Source organism: Streptomyces griseorubiginosus (assembly GCF_036345115.1).
GTDB lineage: Bacteria > Actinomycetota > Actinomycetes > Streptomycetales > Streptomycetaceae > Streptomyces > Streptomyces griseorubiginosus_C.
Genome location: NZ_CP107766.1, coordinates 6,118,639 through 6,135,265, shown reverse-complemented (window position 1 = coordinate 6,135,265; position 16,627 = coordinate 6,118,639). Strand labels below are relative to the sequence as shown.

Here is a 16,627-nt window from a genome sequence, read left to right as displayed (position 1 = left end):
ATCGGAAGCTGACCGGCATGACAGCGCCCGCACCGCAGCCCTCACTGTCCCGCATCCGGATCGGGTCGGCTCCCGACTCGTGGGGTGTGTGGTTCCCCGACGACCCCCAGCAGGTCCCCTGGCAACGCTTCCTCGACGAGGTCGCCGACTCCGGTTACGAGTGGATCGAGCTGGGGCCGTACGGGTACCTGCCGACCGATCCCGCAGTCCTCACCGAGGAGGTGAACCGCCGGGGCCTGAAGGTGTCCGCGGGCACCGTCTTCACCGGCCTGCACCACGGCGAGGCCGTGTGGGAGAAGACCTGGGCGCACGTCGCGGACAACGCGGTGCTGGCGCAGGCCATGGGGGCGAAGCACCTGGTCGTGATCCCGTCGTTCTGGCGGGACGACAAGACGGGTGAGGTGCTGGAGCCGTCGTCGCTGACGGCCGAGCAGTGGGGCAACCTGAGCTCGCTGACCGAGCGGCTGGGGCAGCGGGTGCGGGACGAGTACGGGCTCCAGATCGTCGTCCACCCGCATGCCGACACCCACATCGACAGCGAGGAGAACGTGGTCCGGTTCCTGGACGCGACGGACTCCTCCCTCGTGTCGCTGTGCCTGGACACCGGGCACTACGCGTACTGCGGCGGCGACAGCGTCAAGCTGATCGAGACGTACGGGTCGCGGATCGGGTACCTGCACCTCAAGCAGGTGGATCCGGAGATCCTGGCGGACGTGCGGGCCAAGGGGACGCCGTTCGGGCCGGCCGTGGCGCAGGGTGTGATGTGTGAGCCGCCGTCGGGGGTGCCGGCGCTTGGTCCTGTTCTGGAGGCGGCTGGGCGGCTGGACGTGGATCTGTTCGCGATCGTCGAGCAGGACATGTATCCGTGTGAGCCGGACAAGCCGTTGCCGATCGCTCAGCGGACCCGGGCGTTCTTGCGGTCCTGCGGGGCGTAGTCGGTCGGCTGCGGGTGCGTGGGGGCTGATCGCGCAGTTCCCCGCGCCCCTGAAAGCTGACAGGCTGGACCGATGGTTCTGGTCCGTACCGGCCGTGGACCCGGTGGGTTCTGGGAGTTCGCCCTTGGGGCGCCTCATCCTCGGTTGCGGCCCGGGGTGTTGAGTTACCGCGGGATCCGGTTCGCAATGGATCGACCTCGGCGGCGGCTTGAGACGCCTGTCGGGGCCGCCACCTTGTTGCTGGGGTTCGATCAGCCCGTGCGGATCAGTCGTGCGGGTCGGGACCCCGACACCCTCGTCTCCGTCTACTGCGGGCCCACGACCACCCCCGCCGTCGGTGAGCACGGCGGACGGCTCGCCGGTATCGAGGTGATGCTGGCCCCCTGGGCCGCCTTCACGCTCTTCGGCACCCCTCAGTACGAGCTCGCCAATCGCACCGTCGATCCCGACGCCCTCCCCCACGCCCTGGACCGGCGCGTCGGTGAACTCGCCGGTGCGCTGGCCGCGTTGCCGTCCTGGGAGGCCCGGTTCCGGCTGCTCGACGAGGTGTTCGCGCGGTGGTGGGAGGCCGGTACGCCGTGCTCGGCCCGTGTGGTGCGCGCCTGGTCGGAGTTGGTGCGCACCGGCGGGGCCATGCCGGTGCGGCGGCTCGCCGAGGAGGTGGGGTGGAGCGTGCGGCACCTCGAGAACCGGTTCCGGGAGCAGATCGGGCTGGGTCCCAAGGCGGCGGCACGGGTGCTGCGGTTGCAGCGGGCCCGGCGGCTGCTCGCCGCGGGGCATGGACAGGCGGAGACCGCGGCGGTCTGCGGGTTCTACGACCAGGCGCATCTGAGCGGCGAGTTCAAGGCGATGACGGGCTGCACGCCACGGGAGTTCACCACGGCCCGGCGGCTGCCGTTCGCGGGGGCGCCACCCGGCGACCGGATGACAGGAGAGGCCACGAGCCTGGTCCTGACCTCAGGGGCATCAGGGGCATCCGCGCGGAGTGCGGTTTTCTCCAAGACCGGCGGGCCCGGCTGACTGCACGCTGTGCGCGTCCGGCCGGTCGATCCGGTGGACGTCCGGGGGGGGGGGAGCCGGTGGGCCGGGTCCGGCGCAGCGGGTCCGGCCCACCTGGGCCAGGCGCGTTGTCAGTGGCCGCGGTTAGCGTTCCGGGCATGGCCGACACGTACACCACTCTGTGGACCAACGACCTCTGCAAAGCGCTCGGCGCCGGGGGCTTCGAGGGTGAGCCGCTGACCGTGCTCTTCGGGGGACCGCACACCTCGATGCCGAGTTTCACGCGGGCCGGGGTCCGCCCCGGCGACCGGATCCTGCCGATACGGGTCCTGCGCAAGCAGGTGTGGGTGCTCGGTGCGCTGGAGGTGGAGCGGACGGTGGAGTACGACGCCGTGCGCGAGGAGTTGACCGGGGAGGAGCAGGCCCGGCTGAACCGCTGGGGACTGCTGGAGACCAGCTGTGCCAGTGAGGTGCTGCTCGGTGCGCCCGGTGCTCCGCTCGCCTTCGACCGGCCCGTGCCGCCGGACCTCCTCGGCCGCCTCACCTACCGTTCGAGACGCGGCGAACGGCAGATCAAGCATGTCGTGGACGGCGAGCTGCGCAGCGCGGTCAGCCTCCAGGGCGTCTACCGGCTCGCACCCGACTCCGCACGGGAGTTGGCGGAGCTGGTCGGCCACACTCCCGTGCCGTAAGTCAACGCGCCGCGCCCTCGCGCCCGCGCACGCCTTTGCGGCACCTCTGTCACAAACACCCCTTCCGTGTCACACATGTCGCGTGTACGCGGGCTTCGAGTCACACCCGGTACACAGACCCTGACCCAGGGTCACCGCTTGTCGTTCACGGGGCACAGGCTTCTGTGATCGCCGGCGCAGCGCCCGGTACCCCCGACGGCCGTTCCCAGGCCGCAGCCGTGGTGCGCGCGAGGAGGTGCACCCCATGACCGACCGAAGGCTCTGGTCGTACAAGGAAATCGCGGCGCACATCCGTGTGCAGCCGGACACCGTGCGGTCGTACCGCAAACACGGGCTGCTGCCGCCCCCCGACCACGTCGAGGGCGGCAAGCCCTTCTGGTACGCGGACACCGTGCGGGCGTGGGTCGCGTCGCGGCCGGGCAACCGGGGGCGAAGAGAGGACTGACGGCCGGCCGTACCGGTGACTCGGGGTGCCCGTCGTGAGCGCACGGGCACCGCCCACGAGTCGCCGGCCCTCGGGAACCGGTGGTCCGGAAATTCCGAGCCCGGAGGAACCGTGTCTGGCACAGTCGGCCCATGAGCGACCTCTCCGTCAAACCCGTGCTGACCGGCGACAGGGCTGTGCTGCGGCCGTTCACCGAGGCGGACGCCGACGGCATGGCGAGGATCCTGGAGGACCCCGAGGTCCTTCGCTTCACCGGCCCGCCCGCCGCCGAACTCACCCTGGAGCGGCTGCGGTCCTGGTACGGCTCCCGGTCCGCGCAGCCCGACCGGCTCGACCTCGCCGTCACCGACCGTGCCACGGGACGACTCGTCGGCGAGGTCGTCCTGTACGAGTTCGACGCCCACGCCCGCAGCTGTACGTTCCGCACGCTCATCGGCCCCGAGGGACGCGGCCGGGGGCTCGGCACCGAGGCCACCCGCCTCATCGTCGGGTACGGCTTCGAGCAGCTGGGCCTGCACCGGATCGAGTTGGAGGCCTACGGCCACAACGCCCGTGCCCTGCGGGTCTACGAGAAGGTCGGCTTCGTGGTCGAAGGGGTGCGGCGGGAGGCCGATCTGCGCGACGGCGAGTGGGTGGACTGGGTGGTCATGGGTGTCCTCGACCGCGACTGGGCCGCCCTCAGCTCCACGGCTCGATGACCGTCACCCCCGCTCCGGGTGCCGTGCCCATCGCCGCGAGGGCGTCCGGGGTCGCGTCCAGCGAGATCGTGGACGTGACCAGCAGGTCCGGTCGCAGCACGCCCGCCCGGACCAGTTCCAGCATCGGCGGGTAGGTGTGGGCGGCCATGCCGTGGCTGCCGAGGAGTTCCAGTTCCAGGGCGATCGCGCGGGCCATGGGGACCGGGGTCGTGCCGTCCGGCGAGGGCAGCAGACCGACCTGGAGGTGCCGGCCGCGGCGGCGCAGGGAGTTGACGGACGCGGCACAGGTGGCCGGGGAGCCCAGGGCGTCGAGTGACAGATGGGCGCCCCCGCCGGTCAGCTCCCGGACCGCCGCCGCGGTGTCCTGCGTGCCGCTCGCGTCCACGCACTCCGCCGCGCCGAACTTCCTTGCCAGGTCCAGGGCTCGGGGAGAGACGTCCACGGCGACGACCCGGGCGCCGGAGGCCGCCGCGATCATCACCGCGGACAGGCCCACTCCACCGCAGCCGTGCACCGCCACCCACTCCCCCGCGGTGACCCTGCCCTGCTGCACCACGGCTCTGAACGCGGTGGCGAAACGGCAGCCGAGGGATGCGGCCGTGGTGAAGGACATGTCCTGGGGTACGGCCACCAGGTTCACGTCCGCGTGGTCCAGCGCCACGTACTGGGCGAACGAGCCCCAGTGCGTGAAGCCGGGCTGTGTCTGGCGCTCGCAGATCTGGTGGTCGCCGGCCTGGCAGGACGGGCAGGTGCCGCAGGCGCAGACGAAGGGGACGGTGACTCGGTCGCCGGGGCGCCAGGCGCTCACGCCGGGGCCGACCGTCTCCACTGTGCCGGCGAGTTCATGGCCCGGTACGTGCGGGAGGGTGATGTCGGGGTCGTGGCCCTGCCAGCCGTGCCAGTCGCTTCTGCAGAGGCCGGTGGCTTCTACGCGGACGACTACTCCGTGGGGGGCCGGGTGAGGGTCGGTGACTTCACGTACCTCCAGAGGTTCGCCGTAGTGTTCGAAGAGAACCGCTCGCATCTGCCGTCCCATCGCCGTTTTCGTCTGCGGGGCCATCGTGGCTGGTCGCGCAGTTCCCCGCGCCCCTAGGGAGTTTTACTTCCCCCTCGCTCAATCCGAACCGGTCGTGTGCCTTGCGTAGAGCCTTCGGGGCCCACCATGTCGCCCTCCCCGTCAGTTTCATCACCGCCGGGACCAGCAGGCTGCGGACGATCATCGCGTCCATCAGGACGGCCAGGGCTATGCCCAGGCCCAGCATCTTGGTGTTGGTGACCCTGGAGGTGCCTATCGCGACCATGACCACCGCGAGGATGATCGCCGCCGCTGTGATCAGGCCTCCCGTGCGCTGGAGGCCGTGGCGGATCGCCTCCTCGTGGTCGCCGGTCCGATCGTGCTCCTCCTTGATGCGGGAGAGGAGGAAGACGCCGTAGTCCATGGACAGGCCGAAGGCGACACAGAACATCAGGACCGGGAGGGTGGTCTCTATCGAGCCGGTGCTGGTGAAGCCGAGGAGGCCGGAGAGGTGGCCGTCCTGGAAGACCCAGACCACCGCGCCGAACATCGCGGTCAGGCTGAGGGCGTTGAGGAGGACCGCCTGGACCGGGATCAGGACGCTGCCGGTCAGCAGGAAGACCAGGAGCAGGGTGACGATCGCGATGAAGGCCGCCGCCCAGGGGAGTCGGTCTCCTATCGCGTGCTTGGAGTCGACCAGGACGGCCGCGGTGCCGGTGACCTTGGTGTCGAACGGTGCCTTGGTGGCGCGCAGCTCACGGACCAGGTGCTGTGCGCCGGCGTCCACGGCCTCGCCCTTGGGCTGGACCGTGAAGTAGGCCGAGTCGCCCTTGACGAGTGGGCCGTCCACCCGGAGGACCTCGGGGAGGGTCGCGACGCGGTTCTTGTAGGCGGTGTACTGCGCGGGGGTCGCCCTGCCCTCCGCGAGCACTTCGAGGCCGCCGCCCGGGCTGCCCGGGAAGCCGTCGCGCAGGTGCTGCTGGACGACGTGGGACTCGGCGGAGGCGGGCAGCTGGCGGTCGTCGGCGGTGCCGAACTTCACGCCCAGGAACGGTAGTCCGAGCAGGACCAGGACGGCGGTGGTGGCGAGGGCGAAGAACGGGGCGCGGCGCATCACGAGGGTCGCCCCCCGGGCCCAGGCGGTGCCCGGTTCCTTCGCGGACGGCCGCCCGCGTCGGAACAGCCGGCGCAGGTCCAGGGAGTTGACCCGGTGGCCCAGCAGGATCAGGGCGGCCGGGAGGAGGATCAGGGCGGCGGCCGCGGCGAGGAGGACCACCGCCATGCCGGCGTAGGCGAAGGACCGCAGGAAGTACTGCGGGAAGACCAGCATCGCCGCCAGGGAGACCGCGACCGTGAGGGCGGAGAACAGGACGGTGCGGCCCGCGGTGCGCAGGGTGGTGCCGACCGCTGCCAACGGGTCTGCGCCGGTGGCCAGTTCCTCGCGGAAGCGGCGGACGATGAACAGGGCGTAGTCGATGGCCAGGCCGAGCCCGAGGGCCGTGGTGAGGTTCATCGCGAAGACGGAGACGTCGGTGAACTCGGTCAGGCCGCGCAGCACGGCGTTGGTCCCGAGGATCGCGACGATGCCGATGCCGAGCGGCAGCAGGGCGGCGATCGCGCTGCCGAAGACCATCACCAGCAGCAGAAGGGTGATCGGCAGGGCGATCATCTCGGCCCGGGTGAGGTCCTCCTGGATGGTCGTCTGCATCTCGTGCCGCACCGCGACGACGCCACCTATCTCGACCTTCACCGGCCCGTGCGTCCCCCGCAGGGAGGGGGCGATGCGGTCGAGGGTCTCGCCCATCTGCTTCTCGTCGCCGGTGATGCGGGCGGCGATCAGCGCCTCGTGGCCGTCCTCGGCGCGCAGGGCAGGGGACTTGGCGGCCCAGTAGGAGCCGACGCCGGTGATGCCCCGCTCGGCGGCCAGGTGCTCGGTGAGGCGGTTCGCGGCGGCGGCCACCGCCGGGTCGTCCACCGAGGCGCCGCCCGCGTCCACGAGCAGCAGGAGGTTGGGCTGGGAGTCCGGGAACTCGCGCTCCAGCGCCTTGGTGGCGTACGTGGACTCCGCGGCCGGGTCCTCCCAGCCGCCGGCGCCGAGCCGGTCGGCGACCCCGCTGCCGGCCAGCACGGCGAGGACGGTGAGCACCAGGGCCGCGAGCAGCGACAACCCGGGGCGGGCGGTGACGAGACGGGTCCAGCGGCCGACCCGGGGTGGGCGGTTGACTTCGGTCATGGTGCGGTGTCCCCTTCACCGTGGAAACCGTAGAGTGGAAAACACGAGAGATCGCTCGTGTTTCCAGAATGCGAGCGGCCGCTCGTGTTTGTCAACCGTGTGCGGAAAGCTGGGGATAACGCGTGCCCGAGAACGAGGAGAAGGAGCAGCCGCGCCGACGTCAGGCCCGCGGCGAACGCCGGATCGCCCAGCTCCTGGAGGCGGCGGCCACCGTCTTCACGACCACGGGCTACACCGCGGCCAGCACCAACGCCATCGCCCGCGAGGCCGGCGTCTCACCCGGCACGCTCTACCAGTTCTTCCCGAACAAGGAAGCGATCGCGATCGAGCTGGGCGGGCGGCTCGTGCACGAGATGCAGGAGACGTACGGCGAGGCGCTCGCCCCGGTCGACCCGGCGACCCCACTGGAGGAGGTGGTCGGCGCGGCCGTGGACAGGTTCATCGCCTTCAACTGCGAGCACCCGGTGTTCTTCGCGCTCATGCACGGCCCCGACATCCCCGGCCGGATGGCGGAGGACCACGACGCGCTGCACGCGGGCCTCATCAGCCGGCTCGAGACCCTGATGACCTCACTGCTGCCCGAGGCTTCCCCGGCCGACGTGACCCGCACCGCCCACATGGTCCTCGGGCTGTACAAGGCGGGCCTGGAGCTGGTCCTCGCCCATGAGGGCGCCGAGCGCGAGGCGTACGTCCGCGAAGTGAAGAACGCGCTCGTGCGCTATCTGGACCCGATGGTCGGCGACCGACTCGGCCGGTCGGCCGACGCGGCGACCAGGCAGGCCGGCCTCTCCTTGAGAAATACCCCCTAGGGGTATAGTGTGGGCGCCATAGACAGTGCACACCTCTCATGAGCCATCAGGAGAACGACATGACCACTCGGACCGACACCGCCGGCTCCGTCACCGCCGTCTACAAGGTGAGCGGGATGAGCTGCGGACACTGCGAGGGGGCCGTCTCCGGGGAGATCTCCGAGATCGACGGGGTCAGCTCGGTGAAGGCGGTCGCCTCCAGCGGGGAGGTCACGGTGGTTTCGGCCGCGCCGCTGGACGAGGAAGCGGTGCGCGCCGCTGTGGACGAGGCCGGGTTCGAGCTCGTGGGGAAGGCCTGACGCCTCAGCACGTGCCGCGACGGATCGTCGGGCGGCCGACGGCCCGTCGTGGCCGGTCGCGCAGTTCCCCGCGCCCCTGATCGCCGCACCGGAGTTTGAGACATGACCTCCCCCATAGCCTCCGAAGTCGAGCTCGTCATCGGTGGGATGACCTGTGCCTCCTGCGCGGCCCGGGTCGAGAAGAAGCTCAACCGGATGGACGGGGTCAGCGCCACCGTCAACTACGCGACCGAGAAGGCCCGGGTCAGCTATCACGCCGGGGTCGAGGTCGCGGATCTCATCGCGACCGTCGTGAAGACGGGCTATACGGCCGAGGAGCCGACGCCCGCACCACCGGAGCCCGAGGAGACGGACCCCGAACTCGACGGACTCCGGCAGCGGCTGTTCGTCTCGCTCGCGCTCGCGCTGCCCGTCGTCGCGCTCTCCATGGTCCCGGCCCTCCAGTTCGACAACTGGCAGTGGCTCGCGCTCACGCTCGCCTCGCCCGTCGTGGTGTGGGGCGGCCGGCCCTTCCACAAGACCGCCTGCACGAACGTGCGGCATGCCGCGGCCACCATGGACACCCTCGTCTCGGTCGGGACGCTCGCCGCCTTCGGATGGTCGCTGTGGGCGCTGTTCCTCGGGGACGCGGGGATGCCGGGCATGCGGGAGCGGTTCGCGCTCACCGTGGGCGACATGGACGGCGCCTCGACGATCTATCTCGAGGTGGCGGCCGGGGTCACCGCCTTCATCCTGCTCGGCAGGTATCTGGAGGCCCGTGCCAAGCGCCGCGCGGGAGCCGCGCTCAGGGCGCTCATGGAACTGGGCGCCAAGGACGTCTCCGTGCTCCGGGACGGCCGTGAGGTGCGGATTCCGGCCGAACGGCTGGGCGTCGGGGACCGGTTCGTCGTACGGCCCGGGGAGAAGATCGCGACCGACGGCACCGTCGTCGAGGGCGCCTCCGCGGTGGACGCCTCGATGCTGACCGGCGAGTCGGTGCCGGTGGACGTGGGTGTCGGGGACGCGGTCACGGGTGCGACCGTCAACGCCGGCGGGCGGATCGTCGTCATGGCGACCCGGGTCGGGGAGGAGACACGGCTCGCGCGGATGGCGCGGCTGGTGGAGGACGCACAGAACGGCAAGGCGCAGGTGCAGCGGCTGGCCGACCGGGTCGCCGCGGTCTTCGTGCCGGTCGTCATCGGCATCGCCGCGGCCACCTTCGGGGGCTGGCTCGGCGCCACCGGGGACACCGCCGCCGCGTTCACCGCGGCCGTCGCCGTGCTGATCATCGCGTGCCCGTGCGCGCTGGGTCTGGCCACGCCGACCGCGCTCATGGTCGGCACCGGGCGCGGCGCGCAGCTCGGCATCCTCATCAAGGGGCCCGAGGTCCTGGAGTCCACGCGCCGCGTCGACACCGTCGTCCTGGACAAGACCGGCACGGTCACCACAGGGCGGATGAGCCTCCAGGAGATCTACGTCACCGACGGCGCCGACGAGAAGCAGGTGCTGCGGCTCGCGGGGGCCCTGGAGCACGCCTCCGAGCATCCCGTGGCCCGTGCCGTGGCCCTGGGTGCCGAGGAACGGCTCGGGCCGCTGCCGGAGGCCGAGAGCTTCGAGAACGTCCCCGGCAAGGGCGTACGCGGACGCGTGGAGGGCTGCGAGGTGGCCGTCGGGCGGCTTTTCGACGTGCTGCCCGCCGAGCTGGCCCGCGCCAAGGAGGAGGCCGAGCGGGACGGTCGTACGGCTGTCGTCGTCGGGTGGGACGGGGTGGCGCGCGGTGTGCTGGCCGTCGCCGACACCGTCAAGGAGACCAGCGCGGAGGCGGTGCGGTCACTGCGGGCGCTCGGGCTCACGCCGGTGCTGCTGACCGGGGACAACCGGGCGGTGGCCGAGGCGGTGGCCCGGGACGTCGGGATCGGCGAGGTGATCGCCGAGGTGCTGCCCGAGGACAAGGTCGATGCCGTACGACGGCTCCAGCGCGAGGGCCGGGTCGTCGCGATGGTCGGTGACGGCGTCAACGACGCGGCCGCGCTCGCCGCCGCCGACCTGGGCCTGGCGATGGGCACGGGGACCGACGCGGCGATCGAGGCGGGGGATCTGACGCTGGTGCGCGGGGACCTGCGGGTGGCCGCGGACGCGATCCGGCTCTCCCGGCGCACCCTGTCCACGATCAAGGGCAATCTCGTGTGGGCCTTCGGCTACAACGTGGCCGCGCTGCCGCTGGCCGCGGCGGGCTTGCTGAACCCGATGATCGCGGGGGCGGCGATGGCGTTCTCCTCGGTGTTCGTGGTGACCAACAGCCTGCGGCTGCGTGTCTTCCATTGAGGATTCCTTTGACGGACCCCTCTGGAGTCCGGGGCCACGCTCACATAAGCTCTTCACAAGACTCGCGCAACGTCCTTACGCTGGGTCCCGTTCGCTGTATCCGGGCTCTTGCGTATCTAACGGACATTTGCAAGAGACGCAGATCACAGTGATGCGAACGTAACCATCGAAGGGGTTCGAAGGTCTAAGTTGGCGATGTCAGGCAGCGTCTTGGGGGGCGTTGACTGACATCTGAGGATGTCTTGGGGGACTTCCTCGGAGCTGCGTTGCCGGGGCACGCGCATAGGGAAGCTTTGAGCGGCCCTCCCGACCGTGCGTTGTCCCGGCAGATCGCACACTGGAGTAGTACGAGGAGTTTTGCTCGTTCTGCTCAAACGGCAGTACCAGCAGTACCGGAAAGACAGCGATTCAGGCGCTGGTCTCTCAGGCGCCCGGCCGGATCCCGTGGGGGGAATCCGCACCGGGACATGGGAAGGCGCCCTGGACGCCGGCCCGTGGGGGGACCGGCGCCAGGGCGCCTTTCGCTTCGCGGATTCAGCGGGGGGTTCGGGGGGCGCCGGTTGCGTTTCGGCTGCCGGCCGGTGGGGGCGGGTCGCGCAGTTCCCCGCGCCCCTATGTCGGCTCAGCTAACCGGCGCCGAAAGGCCCTCTCCCCTTCAGCGCTGCTCGACCGGGACGAAGTCGCGCTCGACGACGCCCGTGTAGATCTGGCGCGGGCGGCCGATGCGGGAGCCCGGCTCCTTGATCATCTCGTGCCACTGGGCGATCCAGCCCGGGAGGCGGCCGAGGGCGAACAGGACCGTGAACATCTCGGTCGGGAAGCCCATGGCGCGGTAGATCAGGCCGGTGTAGAAGTCGACGTTCGGGTAGAGGCTGCGCGAGACGAAGTAGTCGTCGGAGAGCGCGTGCTCCTCCAGCTTGAGCGCGATGTCCAGCAGCTCGTCGGACTTGCCGAGGGCCGAGAGGACGTCGTGCGCGGCCGCCTTGATGATCTTCGCGCGCGGGTCGAAGTTCTTGTAGACCCGGTGGCCGAAGCCCATCAGGCGGACGCCGTCCTCCTTGTTCTTCACCTTGCGGATGAAGGAGTCGACGTCACCGCCGGAGGCCTGGATGCCCTCCAGCATCTCCAGCACGGACTGGTTGGCACCGCCGTGCAGCGGGCCCCACAGGGCGTTGATGCCGGCCGAGATCGACGCGAACATGTTCGCCTGCGACGAGCCGACGAGGCGGACCGTGGAGGTCGAACAGTTCTGCTCGTGGTCGGCGTGCAGGATGAGGAGCTTGTCCAGGGCCGAGACGACGACCGGGTCGAGGTCGTACTCCTGCGCGGGGACCGAGAAGGTCATGCGCAGGAAGTTCTCGACGTAACCGAGGTCGTTGCGCGGGTAGACGAACGGGTGACCGATCGACTTCTTGTACGCGTACGCGGCGATGGTCGGAAGCTTGGCGAGCAGCCGGATCGTCGAGAGGTTGCGCTGCTTCTCGTCGAAGGGGTTGTGGCTGTCCTGGTAGAACGTGGACAGCGCGGAGACGACCGAGGACAGCATGGCCATCGGGTGGGCGTCCCGCGGGAAGCCGCGGTAGAAGTTCTTGACGTCCTCGTGCAGCAGGGTGTGCTGCGTGATCTCGTTCTTGAACGTGGCCAGTTCGTCGACGGTCGGGAGCTCGCCGTTGATCAGCAGGTAGGCGACCTCCAGGAACGTGGAGCGCTCGGCCAGCTGCTCGATCGGGTAGCCGCGGTACCGGAGGATGCCGGCCTCACCGTCGAGGTAGGTGATGGCGGATTTATAGGCGGCGGTGTTGCCGTAGCCGCTGTCCAGGGTGACCAGACCGGTCTGGGCGCGGAGCTTTCCGATGTCGAAGCCCTTGTCGCCGACGGTGCTGTCGATCACCGGGTAGGTGTACTCGCCATCGCCGTACCGCACTACTACAGAGTTGTCGCTCACGTCATCCCTCACCGACGTTGTGCCTCTTCTTCGAGGTTGCCCTGACTGTCTCTACCATCCCCCATTTGGCGCAGGAGAGTGCACTCGGGGTCGGCCGTTGGGCGTATCGGCGGCACTGAGTGCCGCCAACTTGCTCATCCTGCCCCTCCCCGCCCCCTTCCGGAAGGGCTCTGTGACCCACATGACTCATTTGATCGATCATTTTTTGTGAAGGCTCACGGTTGACCGCCGTCACGGGCCCGAAAGCCGGAAGTCGAGCGCGGTGCAGCGGCGTCCCGCCGAGACCGTGCGCACCGCCTGGCCGATCGCCTTGCGGGAGCCGACGAGGACGACCAGCTTCTTCGCCCGGGTGACCGCCGTGTACAGCAGATTCCGCTGGAGCATCATCCAGGCGCTGGTGGTGACCGGGATCACCACGGCCGGATACTCGCTGCCCTGGGAACGGTGGATGGTCACCGCGTACGCGTGGGCCAGTTCGTCCAGCTCGTCGAACTCGTACGACACCTCCTCGTCCTCGTCCGTCAGCACGGTGAGGCGCTGGTCGACCGGGTCGAGCGAGGTGACCACGCCCACGGTGCCGTTGAAGACACCGTTGGTGCCCTTCTCGTAATTGTTGCGAATCTGGGTGACCTTGTCGCCGACCCGGAAGACCCGGCCGCCGAACCGCTTCTCGGCGAGGTCGGGGCGGCCCGGGGTGATGGCCTGCTGGAGCAGGCCGTTGAGGGTGCCGGCGCCCGCGGGGCCGCGGTGCATGGGCGCGAGCACCTGGACGTCCCTCCTCGGATCGAGGCCGAATTTGGCCGGAATCCGACGGGCCGCCACGTCCACGGTGAGCCGGCCGACCTCCTCGGTGTCGTCCTCGACGAAGAGGAAGAAGTCCTTCATGCCGTCGGTGACGGGGTGCTGCCCGGCGTTGATCCGGTGCGCGTTGGTGACGACACCGGACTGCTGGGCCTGGCGGAACACGCGCGTGAGGCGCACCGCGGGGACCGGGCCGCCCTCGGCGAGCAGGTCCCTGAGCACCTCCCCCGCGCCGACGCTGGGCAGCTGGTCGACGTCCCCGACGAACAGCAGGTGGGCGCCCGGTGCCACCGCCTTCACCAGCTTGTTGGCGAGCAGCAGGTCCAGCATGGACGCCTCGTCGACGACCACCAGGTCGGCGTCGAGCGGGCGGTCCTTGTCGTAGGCCGCGTCGCCGCCGGGCTTCAGCTCCAGGAGGCGGTGGACGGTGGAGGCCTCGGCGCCGGTGAGTTCGGCGAGGCGTTTGGCGGCGCGGCCGGTCGGGGCGGCCAGGACGATCCTGGCCTTCTTGGCGCGGGCCAGCTCCACGATCGAGCGCACGGTGAAGGACTTGCCGCAGCCGGGGCCACCGGTGAGCACGGCGACCTTCTTGGTGAGCGCCAGCTTCACGGCCGCCTCCTGCTCCGGCGCCAACTCCACACCGGTACGGCCCTTCAGCCAGCCCAGCGCCTTGTCCCAGGCCACGTCGTGGAAGGACGGCATGCGGTCCTGGTCGGTACGCAGAAGGCGCACCAGCTGGGCGGCGAGGGAGAGTTCGGCGCGGTGGAAGGGGACCAGGTAGACGGCGGTGACCTCGTGGCCGTCGGGGCCGGGGACCTTCTCGCGTACGACGCCGGGCTCGCCCGACTCCTCGTCGGGCAGGGCGAGTTCGGCGAGGCACTCGATGACCAGGCCGGTGTCGACCTGGAGCAGCTTCACGGCGTCGGCGATCAGCTGTTCCTCGGGGAGGTAGCAGTGCCCCTGGTCGGTGGACTGCGAAAGGGCGTACTGGAGGCCCGCCTTGACGCGCTCCGGGCTGTCGTGCGGTATCCCGACGGACTGGGCGATCTTGTCGGCGGTGAGGAAGCCGATGCCCCAGACGTCGGCGGCGAGCCGGTAGGGCTGGTTCTTCACGACGGAGATCGAGGCGTCGCCGTACTTCTTGTAGATGCGCACCGCGATGGAGGTGGACACCTCGACGGTCTGGAGGAAGAGCATGACCTCCTTGATCGCCTTCTGTTCCTCCCAGGCGTCGGCGATCTTCCTGGTGCGCTTGGGGCCCAGCCCCGGGACCTCGATCAGCCGCTTGGGCTCCTCCTCGATGATCTTCAGGGTGTCCATGCCGAAGTGCTGGGTGATGCGGTCGGCGAAGACCGGGCCGATGCCCTTGACGAGCCCGGAGCCGAGGTAGCGGCGGATGCCCTGGACGGTGGCCGGCAGGACGGTCGTGTAGTTCTCGACGGTGAACTGCTTGCCGTACTGCGGGTGGGAGCCCCAACGGCCCTCCATGCGGAGGGACTCGCCGACCTGGGCGCCGAGCAGCGCGCCGACGACGGTGAGCAGGTCACCGCCGCCCCGGCCGGTGTCGACCCGGGCGACGGTGTAGCCGTTCTCCTCGTTGGCGTACGTGATCCGCTCCAGGACCCCTTCGACCACGGACAGGTTGGACATGATCCGACGCTACAGGCGGGGTCTGACAGCGGGGAGCCCGGTGCGGTCGCAGGGCTCGGTTCAGTGGTGCGGGGAGCGCGGCACGCTCTCCGTGGCCGCCGGGCCGGACACGGGGGCGGGTGCCGCGAGGGCGCGGAAGCGGTCCCACTCCACCGCGGGCCGGGTGAGGCCACGGCGTTCCAGGTACCGGTCGGTGGCGCGCTGGGTGCGGCGCAGGACCCGTATCGCGTCCGTCGGCCGTCCCGAACCCATGGGCTCCAGGACCTTCTCGGGAAGCAGCAGCCAGCCGTCACCGGCCCGGGTCAGCTTCCCCCGGACGAGTGCGTTGCGCATGCTGTTGATCCGCTCGTCGTGCCGGTGCACCAGCAGCGAGGCGGGGCCCGGTGTCACGGCGCAGTCGTCGGGGGGCCGTACCGCGAAGCCGCCGGTCGTCGGCACCGGGCGGGTGCGGGCCAGCACGGGGGCTCCGGAGGCGTCCCGGCCCGCCAGGACCGCGGTGTCGTAGCGGGCGAGTCGGTCGGCTCCCAGCGGCGGTGCCGAGGGGGCGGGTGCCTCGGGGAGCGGTGGTCGCGCGGCGGACCGCACGATCAGCTGTTCCGGGGTGACGGTGATGAGGAGGCGTAGGTAGTACCAGTCCATCAACCGCCTCATGGGCCGGGAGAGGTACGCGCGGCTGTGCGGCTGACGTTCGAACAGCATCCGCCAGTAGTCCTCCAGGTCCTGCGGGCCCGTCCGGATGTCGTCGGGGCATTCCGCCCGGCCGCCGACGAAGAGCTGCGGGGCGTCGGTGAGTCCGCTGCCGGTGGGATCGGAGAAGAGCAGGGCGACCCGGCCGTCGCGGCGGATGTTCAGCGCCTTCTGCGCGAAGGCCAGGGACGTGGTCAGCACCAGCGTGCCGTCCCCGCGCCGCCGCACCGCGGTCGGCCAGGCCAGCGGTGTCCCGTCCCGGCCCAGCGTGACGAACTCGCAGGTCCGGTAGGCGTCGAGGACATCGAGCGGCGCGGAGTCGAGGACGGTCATCGGCCCGCCTCCCCGGCCAGCGGGGCGCGCAGGGCCCGGCAGGCCGCGGCGTACTGCCGCCGCCCCACGAGCTTCCAGGCCAGCCGTCCGAGCAGCGGTGCCCTGCCGAGGAAGTAGGCGCGCTCGTCCTCGGTGGCGTCCTCCAGGATCGCGCCGATGGCGATCATGACCTTGTCCTTGGGCAGTCTCTCCAGCCCGCGGCGGCCGACCAGGTCCCATTCGTCGACCGTCAGGTGCTCGGCGACCAGGGGCAGGACCAGGCGTTCCTCGTCGTCGAGGTGGTCGAGGAGCGCGAGGCGGTGCTCCTCCAGGGCAAGGGCGAGTTCCTGCCCGGCGACGCTGTCGGCCGACCGCTGCCACTGCGGCGCCCACTGCGCCACTGCCTCCAGGGTGCGGTCGATCCGGCCGTGCTGCTCCTCCATGCGGACGACCAGTTCCTCGGCACCGGTGGCCCGGGCGCGCAGCAGCGGCCAGATCAACTCGTCCTCGAGGGTGTGGTGGTGGTGCAGCCCCGACGTGTAGTCGCTGAGGTACGCCGAGATCTGCGCGGCCCGCGCCGAGGCGCCGTCGGGTACGGACCGGACCATCCGGGGCAGCAGCGCCGACTCGCGGCGGAAGACGCGGTGGACCACGACCATCTCGTGGGTGTAGGGGCGTCCGGAGGTGGGGAGTCCGGACGGAGTACTGCTGCGGGGCACGCTGTTTCCTTCGGTGTTCGGGTTGCGGACGACGGCCTCCCACGCTGTCGTCGCCGCCTTGGTGACGACTTGGTGATGACTTGG

The 16,627-nt window shown here is 70.6% G+C and carries 14 protein-coding genes; 8 read left to right on the top strand and 6 right to left on the bottom strand.

Annotated elements, in window-relative coordinates; translation table 11 throughout:
* The first annotated feature begins 17 nt into the window (after positions 1-17).
* From OHN19_RS27825 to OHN19_RS27805, 5 genes are all read left to right on the top strand, one after another.
* Positions 18-935, top strand: a complete 918-nt coding sequence (locus OHN19_RS27825) for a sugar phosphate isomerase/epimerase (protein ID WP_330266814.1) — start codon at positions 18-20, stop codon at positions 933-935.
* 186 nt (positions 936-1,121) lie between these two features.
* On the top strand, positions 1,122-1,955 hold the full coding sequence (locus OHN19_RS27820) for a helix-turn-helix domain-containing protein (RefSeq protein ID WP_330266813.1): 834 nt from the start codon (positions 1,122-1,124) through the stop codon (positions 1,953-1,955).
* A gap of 137 nt (positions 1,956-2,092) precedes the next feature.
* Positions 2,093-2,626 (top strand): hypothetical protein, encoded by a 534-nt coding sequence (locus tag OHN19_RS27815; protein WP_330266812.1) that lies wholly within the window; start codon positions 2,093-2,095, stop codon positions 2,624-2,626.
* A 244-nt stretch (positions 2,627-2,870) separates the two neighbouring features.
* The gene (locus OHN19_RS27810; protein ID WP_020116516.1) at positions 2,871-3,071 is read left to right on the top strand and encodes a helix-turn-helix transcriptional regulator; all 201 of its coding nucleotides are present in this window, start codon (positions 2,871-2,873) and stop codon (positions 3,069-3,071) included.
* Positions 3,072-3,202: 131 nt separating this feature from the next.
* Positions 3,203-3,769 (top strand): GNAT family protein, encoded by a 567-nt coding sequence (locus OHN19_RS27805; RefSeq protein WP_330266811.1) that lies wholly within the window; start codon positions 3,203-3,205, stop codon positions 3,767-3,769.
* On the opposite strand, the gene OHN19_RS27800 is transcribed toward OHN19_RS27805, so the two are convergent.
* Together OHN19_RS27800 and OHN19_RS27795 are read right to left on the bottom strand one after the other, a co-directional pair.
* Positions 3,750-4,793, bottom strand: coding sequence for a zinc-dependent alcohol dehydrogenase family protein (locus OHN19_RS27800; protein ID WP_330266810.1), 1,044 nt, complete (start codon positions 4,791-4,793; stop codon positions 3,750-3,752). The genes OHN19_RS27805 and OHN19_RS27800 overlap by 20 nt on opposite strands.
* Positions 4,744-7,017 carry an MMPL family transporter gene (locus OHN19_RS27795; protein ID WP_330266809.1) on the bottom strand — a complete coding sequence of 758 codons (2,274 nt, stop codon included), beginning with the start codon at positions 7,015-7,017 and terminating at the stop codon, positions 4,744-4,746. The genes OHN19_RS27800 and OHN19_RS27795 overlap by 50 nt, the downstream gene beginning before the upstream one ends.
* Before the next feature lie 122 nt (positions 7,018-7,139).
* Between OHN19_RS27795 and OHN19_RS27790 the strand changes: the two genes are divergently transcribed.
* From OHN19_RS27790 to OHN19_RS27780, 3 genes are all read left to right on the top strand, one after another.
* Positions 7,140-7,826, top strand: a complete 687-nt coding sequence (locus OHN19_RS27790) for a TetR/AcrR family transcriptional regulator (RefSeq protein WP_330266808.1) — start codon at positions 7,140-7,142, stop codon at positions 7,824-7,826.
* Positions 7,827-7,885: 59 nt separating this feature from the next.
* Entirely contained in the window at positions 7,886-8,125 is a 240-nt protein-coding gene (locus tag OHN19_RS27785) for a heavy-metal-associated domain-containing protein (protein ID WP_123989358.1), read from the top strand.
* Positions 8,126-8,227: 102 nt separating this feature from the next.
* Complete coding sequence (locus OHN19_RS27780; RefSeq protein ID WP_330266807.1) at positions 8,228-10,429, top strand: heavy metal translocating P-type ATPase; 2,202 nt, start codon at positions 8,228-8,230, stop codon at positions 10,427-10,429.
* 655 nt (positions 10,430-11,084) lie between these two features.
* Here the strand turns inward: OHN19_RS27780 and OHN19_RS27775 are convergent.
* From OHN19_RS27775 to OHN19_RS27760, 4 genes are all read right to left on the bottom strand, one after another.
* Positions 11,085-12,374, bottom strand: coding sequence for a citrate synthase (locus OHN19_RS27775; protein ID WP_123760846.1), 1,290 nt, complete (start codon positions 12,372-12,374; stop codon positions 11,085-11,087).
* Between the two features lie 231 nt (positions 12,375-12,605).
* Positions 12,606-14,825 (bottom strand): ATP-dependent RecD-like DNA helicase, encoded by a 2,220-nt coding sequence (locus OHN19_RS27770; protein WP_330266806.1) that lies wholly within the window; start codon positions 14,823-14,825, stop codon positions 12,606-12,608.
* A gap of 60 nt (positions 14,826-14,885) precedes the next feature.
* Positions 14,886-15,845: a pyridoxamine 5'-phosphate oxidase family protein gene (locus tag OHN19_RS27765; RefSeq protein ID WP_330266805.1), complete on the bottom strand. Its 960-nt coding sequence runs from the start codon at positions 15,843-15,845 to the stop codon at positions 14,886-14,888.
* Positions 15,842-16,543, bottom strand: coding sequence for a hemerythrin domain-containing protein (locus OHN19_RS27760; protein WP_330266804.1), 702 nt, complete (start codon positions 16,541-16,543; stop codon positions 15,842-15,844). The genes OHN19_RS27765 and OHN19_RS27760 overlap by 4 nt, the downstream gene beginning before the upstream one ends.
* Positions 16,544-16,627: the final 84 nt, after the last annotated feature.

Excerpts from the sequence above, each read along its gene's own strand:
- OHN19_RS27795 (WP_330266809.1), bottom strand. The coding sequence starts at position 7,017 with ATGACCGAAGTCAACCGCCCACCCCGGGTCGGCCGCTGGACCCGTCTC.
- OHN19_RS27800 (WP_330266810.1), bottom strand. The coding sequence starts at position 4,793 with ATGCGAGCGGTTCTCTTCGAACACTACGGCGAACCTCTGGAGGTACGT.
- OHN19_RS27805 (WP_330266811.1), top strand. The coding sequence starts at position 3,203 with ATGAGCGACCTCTCCGTCAAACCCGTGCTGACCGGCGACAGGGCTGTG.
- OHN19_RS27780 (WP_330266807.1), top strand. The coding sequence starts at position 8,228 with ATGACCTCCCCCATAGCCTCCGAAGTCGAGCTCGTCATCGGTGGGATG.
- OHN19_RS27815 (WP_330266812.1), top strand. The coding sequence starts at position 2,093 with ATGGCCGACACGTACACCACTCTGTGGACCAACGACCTCTGCAAAGCG.
- OHN19_RS27825 (WP_330266814.1), top strand. The coding sequence starts at position 18 with ATGACAGCGCCCGCACCGCAGCCCTCACTGTCCCGCATCCGGATCGGG.
- OHN19_RS27765 (WP_330266805.1), bottom strand. The coding sequence starts at position 15,845 with ATGACCGTCCTCGACTCCGCGCCGCTCGATGTCCTCGACGCCTACCGG.
- OHN19_RS27770 (WP_330266806.1), bottom strand. The coding sequence starts at position 14,825 with ATGTCCAACCTGTCCGTGGTCGAAGGGGTCCTGGAGCGGATCACGTAC.
- OHN19_RS27810 (WP_020116516.1), top strand. The coding sequence starts at position 2,871 with ATGACCGACCGAAGGCTCTGGTCGTACAAGGAAATCGCGGCGCACATC.
- OHN19_RS27820 (WP_330266813.1), top strand. The coding sequence starts at position 1,122 with ATGGATCGACCTCGGCGGCGGCTTGAGACGCCTGTCGGGGCCGCCACC.
- OHN19_RS27785 (WP_123989358.1), top strand. The coding sequence starts at position 7,886 with ATGACCACTCGGACCGACACCGCCGGCTCCGTCACCGCCGTCTACAAG.